The organism is Alkanindiges illinoisensis, assembly GCF_004377485.1.
Taxonomy (GTDB): Bacteria; Pseudomonadota; Gammaproteobacteria; order Pseudomonadales; family Moraxellaceae; genus Alkanindiges; species Alkanindiges illinoisensis_A.
The window spans coordinates 20,005-32,204 of sequence record NZ_SNTY01000009.1; the positions used below are offsets into that span (position 1 = coordinate 20,005).

Annotated in this window: 9 protein-coding genes; 6 read left to right on the plus strand and 3 right to left on the minus strand. The window is 45.6% G+C overall.

The window, feature by feature from the left end; translation table 11 throughout:
- Positions 1–101 precede the first annotated feature (101 nt).
- From E2B99_RS02205 to E2B99_RS02220, 4 genes are all read left to right on the plus strand, one after another.
- A complete protein-coding gene (locus E2B99_RS02205; RefSeq protein ID WP_134243365.1) occupies positions 102–2,006 on the plus strand; it encodes a phosphotransferase in 1,905 nt (634 codons plus the stop codon).
- Between the two features lie 16 nt (positions 2,007–2,022).
- Positions 2,023–2,517 (plus strand): HAD hydrolase family protein, encoded by a 495-nt coding sequence (locus E2B99_RS02210; protein WP_134243366.1) that lies wholly within the window; start codon positions 2,023–2,025, stop codon positions 2,515–2,517.
- A 54-nt stretch (positions 2,518–2,571) separates the two neighbouring features.
- Positions 2,572–3,321 (plus strand): NTP transferase domain-containing protein, encoded by a 750-nt coding sequence (locus tag E2B99_RS02215; RefSeq protein WP_134243367.1) that lies wholly within the window; start codon positions 2,572–2,574, stop codon positions 3,319–3,321.
- A gap of 130 nt (positions 3,322–3,451) precedes the next feature.
- Positions 3,452–4,507 (plus strand): WavE lipopolysaccharide synthesis family protein, encoded by a 1,056-nt coding sequence (locus E2B99_RS02220; RefSeq protein WP_166738964.1) that lies wholly within the window; start codon positions 3,452–3,454, stop codon positions 4,505–4,507.
- Between the two features lie 122 nt (positions 4,508–4,629).
- Here the strand turns inward: E2B99_RS02220 and zapE are convergent, their stop codons facing one another.
- The 3 genes from zapE to E2B99_RS02235 form a co-directional block, all read right to left on the minus strand.
- Positions 4,630–5,769 carry a cell division protein ZapE gene (zapE, locus tag E2B99_RS02225; RefSeq protein WP_134243369.1) on the minus strand — a complete coding sequence of 380 codons (1,140 nt, stop codon included), beginning with the start codon at positions 5,767–5,769 and terminating at the stop codon, positions 4,630–4,632.
- A 102-nt stretch (positions 5,770–5,871) separates the two neighbouring features.
- Entirely contained in the window at positions 5,872–6,525 is a 654-nt protein-coding gene (locus E2B99_RS02230; protein WP_134243370.1) for an alpha/beta hydrolase, read from the minus strand.
- Positions 6,526–6,723: 198 nt separating this feature from the next.
- Complete coding sequence (locus tag E2B99_RS02235) at positions 6,724–7,755, minus strand: AraC family transcriptional regulator (protein ID WP_134243371.1); 1,032 nt, start codon at positions 7,753–7,755, stop codon at positions 6,724–6,726.
- Between the two features lie 251 nt (positions 7,756–8,006).
- On the opposite strand from E2B99_RS02235, the gene E2B99_RS02240 reads away from it, so the two are divergent.
- Together E2B99_RS02240 and ovoA are read left to right on the plus strand one after the other, a co-directional pair.
- Entirely contained in the window at positions 8,007–9,542 is a 1,536-nt protein-coding gene (locus E2B99_RS02240) for a flavin-containing monooxygenase (protein ID WP_240687694.1), read from the plus strand.
- Between the two features lie 393 nt (positions 9,543–9,935).
- Positions 9,936–12,200: a 5-histidylcysteine sulfoxide synthase gene (gene ovoA / locus E2B99_RS02245; RefSeq protein WP_134243372.1), complete on the plus strand. Its 2,265-nt coding sequence runs from the start codon at positions 9,936–9,938 to the stop codon at positions 12,198–12,200.

Sequence of the window (12,200 nt, forward strand, 5' to 3'; positions counted from 1 at the left end):
CATTACTTATCGCCTTTAATCAATGCTCCAACACACAGACTTAATAAAACAATTTTGATTCTGCTTGTGGCAGTTTGATTTTAAAAACGAGGCAATGATAAATGACTCAGGCTCTTGCTGCGGCTATGTTTTGCCAAAAATTTCCTGTGGTCTTTGACTGGACTATTCTCATTGAAAGTCATCATCTGGATTTTGCAGAATTAAACAGCCTCAATTGTCACTCAACCGCATGGTCAATGAGCAAAGGCAGGCCATTAATCTACACACAGATTGAAAACCTGATTGCTCATGGATTTAAAAAATTCCTGATTGCACTGTTTCAGGTCGATGGCATTGTTAAACAGCAAATCCAGCAGTTACAGTCGCTCTATCCGGCCTGCACCTTTAAATGCATGCAAGTGCGGGATTCATGGTTTTTTGAGCAGGGCGGCGGCCTGACCTTGCAGGGTGAAAAGTATCTGCAACACTACATTAATATTTTTTTACGGCATGATCCGGCTAATCCTTCTTTTGTCTGGGTACAAAAAATCCAGAGTCGCAGCTTTAATCCCCTGCAATATTTAAAAATTGATCCACATCACTCTTGTCCGCTGGTTTGGGTTAAGGAAAGCCTGACCAGCAGCCCTACTTCAGATTCCACCACTGACCCACTCCATAAAAACTCATCGGTGGCGGCCTCAGAGCCGTTAGGATTTTGGCTGGATATTAAAGGCTTTGCCCATCGTTATCGCGCAATGCGTACAGCAGCTACGCTGTCGCACGGCTCTAGAATTCAGCGCTGTTTTCAGCAAGTGAATCAGCACTGTGAAGAGATTCTGCTCAAGTCTGAGGACGACAGTCTTTTAGCAGACAGCAATAATGACAGCATGGTCGCAAGCCGTTGTTTTAATCAGGTGTCTATTGACCAGAAAATGGGTGTAGTAACCAAGCAATCCAGTGAAGTCAAAAAACTACAGCAGGAAGTGCATTTTTACCAGAGCCTGCCTGCACACTTGCAAATTTACTTTCCACGACTGATTGATTCCGGTATCAGCTCCAGTGTTGATAATGCAGGCACTGGAGCTGATACAGCATGGTATTCACTGGAATACTATCCCTATAAATCCTTGTCGCAATACTTTGTGTACTACGCCCTGCCTATGGAAAGCTGGGATGACATTTTTGACCGTCTGCTATTTATCCATCAGCAATTTACCAAGACAAGCAGCCTTGATGCTCATGCCTGTAATGAGGCTTCCCGGCTGATTGACAGTGAAGCCCTGAATCAGTTTTATGCACAAAAACTAAATGCACGGCTGGCACAGGCAAAAACCAGTGCCGCACTTGAACAAATTCTTGATGCCAAAACCATTTGTCTTAACGGACAGACCTTGCAAGGCTTTAGCAGCTTACAGCCATGGCTAATGGATCAGATTCAGCAACTCAGCAGTAATGTAGAAATGGGTTTTATGCATGGTGACCTGTGTTTTTCCAATATTTTGTTTGAACCCGGCAGTGGCGTATTACGGCTGATTGACCCACGTGGTGATTTTATTGGTTCAGTCAACCAGGGCGACCCACGTTATGACCTTGCCAAGGTATTGCATTCAGTGCATGGCCGTTATGATTTTATGATTAATGACTTGTTCCGGCTGGAACAGGATGGCCTGAATTTTGAGTTCACCATGCCGCAGTCAGACTATCTGGAAAAACTGCAAACTCTCTTGTTTGACAAAATCGCTGCTCAAACCCCTTATGCACGCCATGAATTGATTTTGCTGGAAAGCCTGCTGTTTTTAACCATGTTGCCCCTGCACCGTGACCAGCCCAAACGTCAGGTTGCCTTTTTACTAACTGGACTCAAGCTACTTAATACGGTTTATGACAGCCTTAAATCTTCTGCTAAAAATGGGTTAGAGCTACATAACAAGCCTGCTAACACTATAGCTATTACCCATCAGCAAAACTGGTCAGCCGAAGTGGCACAAAAAAAACCGCAGACAATTGAAGAAGTAATTTCCGTATAAAAACTAGAGGTTGAAAATGCGTTTATGTATTGATATTGATGGCACGCTTTGTGAAATCAGACAGGCAAACCAGACCTATGCCGAAGTACAACCGCTACCCGGTGCAGTCGAAAAACTTAGAACACTACGCCAGGCTGGACATTACATTATTTTAGCCACTGCCCGGCACATGAAAACCTGTGATGCCAATGTGGGTATGGTTATTGCGCGACAGGGAAAAATCCTGTTGCAATGGCTTGAAGACCACCAGATTGAATACGATGAAATCTGGTTTGGCAAACCCAATGCGGATATTTACATTGATGATCGGGGCTATCGTTTCAATGGCAACTGGCATGACATCTCGGTTGAACAGCTTAATACATTGCTCATTGATGATGCTGCCAAAACCAATCCTACCCAAATACATAGAACGGCTGATGGCCAGATTACATGCAACAACAAAGCTGATTCCTCGGAGCGCACGACAATGGCTAGTATGCCTAGCGCCACTGTCACTGAAAGTGCCTGAGTTTCAGCTTAAAAATATTGTCCGAATCAAATTATCCGAATCAAGGAGCTTGAAATGAACATTGTTATTCCTATGGCAGGTGCAGGTTCACGCTTTAGCAAAGCCGGTTTTAAAACGCCAAAGCCACTGATTGATGTGCAAGGCAAACCCATGTATCAGTGGGCGACCAACTCTTTACCACTGGAATATGCATCACGGCTGATTTTTATTGTGCGTGAAGATGCCTTTACCGAACAGATTATCGCAGACATCAACAAAACCTATGGCATGTTTGAGCCGCGCATTAAGGTGCTGGAAAACCTGAGCCGTGGTCAGGCAGAAACGGTTTATCTGGCGCACGACCTGATGGATTTGACCCAGCCGACCCTGATTCATAATGCCGATACAGCTTTTCAAAGCATGGATATGCCGGATGATGATGTGTTTGGCGGCCTGGTGGTGTTTGAATCAGCCCCAAATGATGCGCGCTGGAGTTTTGCACGTACCCACGATGAACAGCCTGACCGGGTGGTTGAAGTGCGGGAAAAGAAAATTATTTCACGACTTGCGTCTACTGGAACCTATTATTTCTCTGATAGCGCCTGGCTCATGTATTCCATCAAGCATTCCTTAATGAACGACATCACCGAACAGGGTGAGTTTTATATTGCCCCGTTGTATAACCGTGCGATTGAAGACGGACATTATATCCAGTGCTTGAATTGTGAGAATTTTACCTGCCTTGGCACGCCAGAAGAACTGGAAAACGCCTTGCCACGCATGCCCTTGCTCATGAACAGCCAAATCACCCAGATTGCGGTATAAATTGAGCCAGATAGAAAACGATTAACGACCTTTTGATTAAAGAATTCGACACCGACAATCAGATTACGCTCTAGAAATGACAGAAAAAATGATCAAGCATCAGGATTTTTTTAAGTTAAACGCGGCGCAAATGATGCAGTATATTCAAAGCACTGCATTGCCGCCCGCTGCATTATCGCATCGACAAACTCAGCGCAACGCACAACCATCAGCCAATGCATCTGGCACGCCATTACAACCTATTGACAGTCGTGACATTAGCGTGGTGATTCAGGGGCCTGTGTTTAGCAATATGACGCCATTGGCACCTAATGGTATTACCCGGCAGGTACTTAAAGCACTGAGGCAGCATTTGCCGCAAGCCACCTTAATTTTATCCACCTGGAAAGGCCAGCCGATTGACGGACTGGATGCTGATATTATTTTACAGCTTGATGATCCGGGCACGACCAATTTTTATAAACCAAATGCCAAGGCAGAAAACCTGTATAACAATGGCAACCGGCTGATTTATTCAACCCAGGCCGGGCTGGCACAGGTAAAAACCAAATATACGCTAAAAATTCGGAGTGACCTGCTGCTATTCCATCCGCTGTTTAGCAGTTATTTTGACCAGTTCCATCATGTGGATGCGCCGTGGCATGTACTGGAACAACGCATTATTGGCTTCCCGGTTTATAGCCTAAAATATGAAACCACGCCGTACAATCCACAAAGCAAGCAAACTGAAAGAATTCAGCCACGACCATTTCATGTGTCGGACTGGGCTTATTTTGGTCTCACAGTAGACTTAAAAAAACTGTTTGATTGCCCGCTAATGGATGAGCCTGCAACCTCGCGCTGGTTTGAAACCCGTCCAAAACCTGCCAATGATCTTTGGCCAGACCGCTTATGGCGCTACTCACCGGAGCAATATATTGTATCCAATCTGGCACAACGCACCTTGGGCATTACACTAGAACATGCTTCACAGGATGATGCAGAAATCCTGCAAGCTTCCGAGCGTTTTATTGCCAATAATTTTATTATTCTGGACCAGCACCAGTGGGGCTTATGGTCACTTAAATTGCAGGTTTATCAGGACCAGTTAGCACCTGAACTGTTAAAAGGCCTATATAGCCATCAGGTCTGGTATCGGGATTATCAGAAATACAGCATGAATACTCCAAATCTGATGCAGGCTTAATTTCTGCTTGTCATTAAAAAGCTGCTTCCTCTGGATTAGATTACAGATGAAGCAGCTTGGGCATTTTAATAAGGCTATGATTCAATCTGACTAGGGCTTAGCCTGACTATAATTTAACCTGATTAGGATTCAACTTGTCGGTGTTCGGCCTGCAGGTATTCATCAGATTGCATTTCCAGCAGACGCGAACGGGTACGCTCAATTTCAAATGCCAGTTTTTCACCCTGATATAACTCCAGAATGGATTGCTGTGCGGTCACAATCAGCTTGACCCGGCGATCATAAAATTCATCCACCAGATAAATCAGCCGTCGCGTGGCATCGGCAATATTGTCATTTAACACAGGCACTTTACCCAGCAAAATGGTGTTATAGGTATTGGCCAGCTCAATATAATCCGCTGGACTCCGTGGCTTCATACAAAGCTCGGCAAAATCACACCATAACGTGTCTTCGGTGCGGCCACGCGTTTCAATCTGGCGCTCATTGACAGTAATTGGTTCATCTGAGTATTCATGCTGGCAGGTTAAGGCGGCAAAGCGTTTGGCCATCCAGATTTCGGCATCGTGAGTGAGCGGTGATAAATACAGATGCGCCTGTTTGAGTACCCGCAGGCGGTAGTCAATGCCGGCATCCACATTTAAGACCTTGCAGCGGTTTTTGATCATGGCAATCGCTGGCAAAAAGCGGTCACGGTGAATACCGTTCTTATACAGGCCGTCCGGTGCAATATTAGAGGTAGCAACCAGCGTAATACCGCGGTCAAACAGCTTCTGGAACAGGTCGCTTAAAATCATGGCATCGGTGACATTGGTGACAAAAAATTCGTCAAAACAAATCACCACAGCATCCTCATAAATGCGGTCTGCCACGGTATCCATGGGATCGCGCTGACCAGTCAGGCTATTAAGTTCCTTATGCACGCGCTGCATAAAATGATGGAAATGCATACGCATCTTGCGGCGAAAGGGAATTGCGTCAAAGAACTGATCCATGAGCCAGGTTTTGCCACGGCCCACGCCGCCCCACATATAAACCCCATTGGGAACCGCAGGCTGCCTTAACCGGCCAAATGGTTTTTTGGTGGCCTCATAGCGCTGGATCAGTTGTTGCCAGACCTCATCCAGTGCATGAATGGCCGCGCCCTGCTCTTCATCCGGCATAAATTGGCCAGACGCCAGCGCATCCGTATAGCGCTGCTCGGGAGAACGCGCATCCGGCGCATAAGGATTTCTGGGATGTTCTGGCGCTTCAATACTCATATAGGCTGCTCTAAAACTGCGTGGACTCAGTAAATCTAAAAAAATGCGGGTTTGAAACGTCTTAAATCACGTTGGGGTGGCTTAAGAACAGATGTCACACAATCAGGGAAAATGCTGTACCAGTTGCTGCCCTAAATCCGGCAAATGACCATGAAAAAAATGGCTGCAACCCGGCATCATGACCAGTTGCAGATCAAGCTGGTTTGCCCATGATATCACCTCGGCTGGCGGCACCACTTCATCCTGATCACCCATCAGTACTACGGTATCTTTGGCAAGACTGAGTTCATGCATCGGGTAATGATGCACTGGCGGCGCAACCAGAAAGGTTTTAACCAGCTTAAATTCGGTTAATTCTGCATTGATTTGCTGCTGGTTAAAGCGTGAAGCCACGGCTGCGGCAATGTATGCGCCAAAGGAAAATCCGGCCAGATACAATTGACGAGGTTGAAAATCAGACTGGTTTTGAAACGGGTTTTGCTGAATGATCCAGTTGAGAACAGCCAGCGCATCATCAATTTCGCCCATGCCATTGTCATGCTGGCCGCTACTACTACCCACCCCACGGAAATTAAAGCTAATAACCGACACATTCTGGTTTTTAAAAAAACGGGCCAGTGTGGTCACGACTTTATTGTCCATCGTGCCGCCAAATAAAGGATGGGGATGGCAAATGAGCACGATACGCTCAGACTGCTGCCAAAGTGCCCGTACCTGCAATGAACCTGCTGGCGCAGCAATTTGAATATCAGTCATTGGCGTAACCCTCAAACCTTAATTTATGGAATAAATGTCTGCCTACAACATGAGCCTGTGATCACCATGCCTGACATGGCCTGCTCAATGCAGAGCTGTATATTAAGGGGTTTGCCTGCCAGTTGTAATAGGCTAAGACTAAAATCTAATCATTAAAGCCAATAGAGATTGATCTTTTTACAGGCTGTCTATTATTGTCTACCTAGCCTGCTGCGTCTTGCGGTACTGGTTTGGGCTTTGGCCACTCCAGCGCATAAAGGCATGGGCAAACGCCGAGGCTTCGTTGTAATGCAGTTTTTCGGCAATTTGCTCAATGGAATCCGCAGTAGATAATAGCAACTGGCAGGCCTGCTCATACCGCAACTGGTCGCGCAGTTTGCGAAAACTGGTGTCCTGTTCCGCCAGCCGATAGCGCAAGGTACGCTCAGACAAGCCCAAGGCAGTAGCTACCGCAGCAATTGGTGGCAAAAAATGCAACTGCATTTTTAGGTAATCCAGTACCTGCTCTTTAATGGATACAGCTTGCTGCTCTTCCTGTAAATAGTGCTGTAATACCTCATCGCACTGTTGTCGATAGCGCTGATGGGTAGCTGCATCAGCCACCATGATCCGGTGATTTAACGCCACTGTTTTACAGTAAAACGCGCCACAGGGCTGGTCAAAATACAGCGGCACTTCATAAAACTGCTGGTATTGCTGCAAGATATGCTCATCACGCGGTGCGCTAAACGGTAAATCAATCCGCTCTAGTGCAATATGGATTCCTAATGCAGCCTGCATGTCTTTTAGCAGCTTTAAGGTGCCTGCAATTTCAGCATCCGCCCGGAAACGATGCAACACCGGATCAGTTTCCACAGAATCATAGGTCAGGATGGTTAAATCCTGTTGCTGCCTTAAGGCAAGCCTGCCAAACAAGAAAGTGATTTTTTGATAATAAACGCCCAGTCGCATGGCTTCCTGCAAATCCGGGCTGGTCATCAGTAGCATGAGTAGCGGTCCATAGCCTGCCAGATTAAATTGCTGGCCGATATACAAGCCAATGGCCGGATGGCGAATCTGCCCGACAATCTGCTTTTGAATGGCATATTCCAGCTCAAGGTCAATAGCGGCTGAAGGATCAAGCTGGGTCATATCCAGTGCCAGATTGTGCAAAATGGCCTGCGTGTCTTCGCCAGCAGCCTGCAAACCCTGCAATAAATACAATAATCCCAGCACTGAACGCTTGGCCATAGTTCTCCCTTGCCATCAATTTGCATCACTAGCTTAATAGTGATGAACACATGCTTTTACTAAAACTGATAAAAGCAAATTTCACTAAACAGAATATGTAGCACAGTTTACAAAAAAGTGCTTTTGCCGAAAAAAACAATTTTCATGTCAACCTTAGCATGGTTTATCATCGCGCACTTATTTAGTATTGCCCCCAAATTACATTTTTTCTTGAAAAAAATGTCTTACCTACTGTTGCCCAGGAGCCTGACATGAATGCTTCAGTAAACCCGAAAATGAATGGTGGATCATCTTCCGATGCCTTGCGCGTGCTGGAAATGGTCATTATTGGTGCTGGTTTTGGTGGTCTGGGCATGGCAATCCGCATGCTACAGGAAGGCCGTAAAGACTTTTTACTGCTGGAAAAAGCCGATGACGTGGGCGGAACATGGCGTGAAAACAGCTATCCGGGTGCTGCCTGCGATGTGCAATCCCACATGTATTCTTTTTCGTTTGCGCCAAAGACTGACTGGTCCAAGCGCTATGCTGAACGTCCTGAGATTTATAACTATATTCAAGAAACCACGGAAAAATTTGGCCTGCGTCAATACCTGAAATTCAATGCCGAAGTGGTAGGCGCACAGTTTGATGAACAAGGCGCGCTCTGGACACTAAACCTGAAAGATGGCTCTGTGCTCAAAACCAGATTTGTGGTGCTGGCCTCTGGCCCGCTGCATGTGCCGCAAATTCCAAACTATAAAGGCATGGAAAAGTTCAAGGGCAAGATTTTCCATTCTGCGCAATGGGATCACAGCTACGACCTAACGGGTAAAAAAGTGGCTTCTATTGGTACAGGCGGTAGTGCCATTCAGTACATTCCTGAAATCGCGCCGAAAGTTCAACAACTCGATGTTTATCAGCGTACGCCAGCCTGGGTTATTCCACGTGATGAGCGTAAATATGGCAACTTTGACAAAACATTATTTGAAAAAGTGCCATTTGCCCGCCAGATTCACCGTGCCCGTCTGTACTGGAGCAATGAATCGCGCGTAATGCCAATTTTCCATCCAAAAATTATGGAAACGGCGCAAAAAGCCATTGAACTGTTTATTCGCTATCAGGTGAAAGGCGACAAGGCACTGGCCAAGAAACTCACTCCCAATTATGTGATGGGCTGTAAGCGCATTCTGATTTCCAATAAATACTACCCGACCTTTATCCGCAAAAATGTTGACCTGATTCTGGACAGCATTCAGGAATTTACTGAAACTGGCATTATCACCAAAGACGGTACGCATCGCGAGGCGGATTGTGTAGTACTGGGAACCGGCTTTATTGTTGACCCGCGCATTTACATGAAAGATTTCCCCTGCACCGGCTTGAATGGCCGCGAGCTGATGAATGACTGGAAAGACGGTGCCGAAGCCTATTATGGCATTAGCGTTGCGGGCTATCCAAACCTGTTCCAGCTGGTTGGGCCAAACACGGCGCTGGGTCATAATTCGATTATTTTTATGATTGAAGCGCAGGCCAATTATATTCTGGACGCCATTAAAACCGTTGAGAAGAAAAAGGCCGATTATCTGGACGTGAAGCCGGACGTTCAGGCCGAATTTAATGACAACGTGCAAAAGAAACTAAAAGGCACCGTGTGGCAAAATGGTGGTTGTGTGAGCTGGTATCAGCAAGCCGATGGCAAAAACTTTACCATCTGGCCGGGTTACACCTGGCGCTACTGGCTAGAAACCCGCAAGATCAAGCCAAGTGCCTATAACTTTGTAAAAGTAAAAGCCAAGCAGGTCGCCTAAAATAGATTAATTGCCTAAGAAAGAGTCGCTTTTGCGGCTCTTTTTTATTGCCATTATTGATGAATTCAAAGTAAGCAAAATCACAAAAGCTGCAATAAATTCTTTATATTTAAAATGCTAGATACCAATTTACTATGCAGCACACTATATATCGTTACTTAACAATATAAGAAAATCTGGCACTCTGGCTTAAGCAACTAGCAAAAGACAACTACCAGTCTTAGCAAATTAGATGCTCACTTTAGTTGTTCACTAAATTAATAGTTCAATGCGCGTATTAAATCGGGGTTTTATTACAGGTTTCAATCATAAAACCAAAATGCAGGCTAATACAGCTATTGGTTTTCTGCATTTTTCATGTGACCTGTAAGCCAATCAATGAGGAATTCACAAATGTTTTCAGAAGCTTGTATCCAAAAAAAAGCAATTTCACGTCAAGACTGTGCGAATAAAGAAACTAATCAAAACTCTACTTTTGTGAATAAGACTGAGCCAGCAATAGGTACTTTTCATAATGATGAGCACAATATAACCAAGTCTTCTGCCCTGCTTTCACGCACGCCTAATTTACGCGATAGTGACCAAGTAACCATGCGCCGTACCTTGCGGCATTATTTTCTGGACACTTTCAACACTTACGAATCGCTGTTTGACTGTCTGGCCAGTGAGAATGCGTTTTATATCAAGCCCATCAGCCTGCGCCATCCGCTGATTTTTTATTATGGCCACACTGCCACGTTTTTTATCAATAAATTACTGCTTGCTCGCCTGATTAATGAACGTGTCGATCAGCGCATGGAATCCATTTTTGCGGTAGGTGTGGATGAAATGAGCTGGGATGACCTAAATGAAGCTAACTATGACTGGCCCAGCGTGCATGACGTTAAGGCCTATCGGGACAAGGTTCGTACGCTGGTACTAGATTTAATTGACCATGCGCCATTACACATGCCAATTGACTGGGAAAACCCGTGGTGGGCCATCATTATGGGGATTGAGCATGAGCGCATCCATCTGGAAACCTCATCCGTACTAATTCGCCAGCATGACCTTTCAATGGTCAAATCTTCACCCAACTGGCAGCCCAATAATTACAGTGGTGTTGCGCCGGAAAATCAGTTGATTCATGTGGCTGCGGGCAAAGTACGATTAGCCAAAGATAAAACCAGTCCTTTTTATGGCTGGGACAATGAATATGGCGTGCATGACGCAGAAATTACTGCCTTTGAAGCTTCAAAGTTTTTGGTGAGCAATCAGGAATTTCTGGAATTTGTAGAAGCCAAAGGCTATCAAACTGCTGAATACTGGACAGAAGAAGGTCAAGGCTGGCTACAATTTACTAACGCTGAGCATCCAACATTTTGGCGTAAAGCACCGGATGGCTGGTATTTACGCCTGATGACTGAAGAAGTTTGCATGCCATGGGACTGGCCCGTGGAAGTGAACTATCATGAAGCCAAGGCTTTTTGCAACTGGAAAAAGCAGCAAACTGGCCACGCGGTGCGCCTGCCTACTGAAGATGAATGGTATCGATTGTATGATATAGCTAGTATTCGTGATGTCGGTGCAGCACCAGCTCAGGCCAATATTCATCTGGATCATGGTGCTTCAAGCTGCCCGGTGAACCAGTTTGCACAGGGCGAGTTTTATGATGTCGTTGGCAATGTCTGGCAATGGACAGAAACGCCAATTTATCCGTTTGAAGGCTTTGAAGTCCATCCGATTTATGATGACTTTAGTACGCCAACCTTTGATGAACGGCATAACCTGATCAAGGGCGGCTCATGGATATCGACAGGCAATGAAAGCCTGCATTCGGCACGCTATGCCTTCCGGCGGCATTTTTTCCAGCACGCTGGTTTTCGCTATGTTATTTCTGGAGAGATTAATTCTGTGCCAGCCTCACACTATGAAACTGACAAACTCATGTCGGAATATGCCGAATTCCATTATGGCGATGAATATTTTGGTGTACCTAATTTTAGCAAGGCACTGGTTGAGTTAGCCGTCGCAACTTTAACAAAGCATCAGCTGGATGGCCTGCCTAAACATACTGCACTGGACCTGGGTTGTGCTTCTGGCCGGGCTACTTTTGAACTGGCACGCTATTTTGATCAGGTGACTGGAGTTGATTTTTCAGCCCGATTTATTGGTCAGGCCGTGCAACTGGCCAAGGGTGAAACCTTGCGCTATACCTTGATTGATGAAGGTGAGCTGGTTTCTTATAAATCCCGTTCGCTGGCTGGTTTAAAGCTGGAAGACACCAAGCATAAGGTCGGTTTTTTTCAGGGTGATGCCTGTAACCTAAAACCTGTCCTCACGGGTTATGATTTTATTCTGGCTGCCAATTTAATTGACCGTTTGTATGATCCTGCCAAGTTTCTTTCCAGTATTCATGAACGGTTAAACGTGGGCGGTGTGCTGATGCTGGCCTCGCCGTATACCTGGCTGAGTGAACATACACCACGAAAGGACTGGATTGGCGGCTTTAAAAAAGACGGTGAAACTTTTACCACATCTGACGGCTTACAAGCGCTATTAAGCAAACACTTTTGCCTGATTCAGGAACCGCAGGAAATTCCATTTGTGATTCGGGAAACCAAACGCAAATTCCAGCATACACTATCTGAAGTGACATTTTGGCAGCGGACTGCTTAA

What these genes read in the sequence shown, in the direction of transcription:
- E2B99_RS02210 (WP_134243366.1), top strand. Translation starts at nt 2,023, where the DNA reads ATGCGTTTATGTATTGATATTGATGGCACGCTTTGTGAAATCAGACAG.
- zapE (WP_134243369.1), bottom strand. Translation starts at nt 5,769, where the DNA reads ATGAGTATTGAAGCGCCAGAACATCCCAGAAATCCTTATGCGCCGGAT.
- E2B99_RS02235 (WP_134243371.1), bottom strand. Translation starts at nt 7,755, where the DNA reads ATGGCCAAGCGTTCAGTGCTGGGATTATTGTATTTATTGCAGGGTTTG.
- E2B99_RS02205 (WP_134243365.1), top strand. Translation starts at nt 102, where the DNA reads ATGACTCAGGCTCTTGCTGCGGCTATGTTTTGCCAAAAATTTCCTGTG.
- E2B99_RS02240 (WP_240687694.1), top strand. Translation starts at nt 8,007, where the DNA reads ATGAATGCTTCAGTAAACCCGAAAATGAATGGTGGATCATCTTCCGAT.
- E2B99_RS02230 (WP_134243370.1), bottom strand. Translation starts at nt 6,525, where the DNA reads ATGACTGATATTCAAATTGCTGCGCCAGCAGGTTCATTGCAGGTACGG.
- E2B99_RS02215 (WP_134243367.1), top strand. Translation starts at nt 2,572, where the DNA reads ATGAACATTGTTATTCCTATGGCAGGTGCAGGTTCACGCTTTAGCAAA.
- E2B99_RS02220 (WP_166738964.1), top strand. Translation starts at nt 3,452, where the DNA reads ATGATGCAGTATATTCAAAGCACTGCATTGCCGCCCGCTGCATTATCG.
- ovoA (WP_134243372.1), top strand. Translation starts at nt 9,936, where the DNA reads ATGTTTTCAGAAGCTTGTATCCAAAAAAAAGCAATTTCACGTCAAGAC.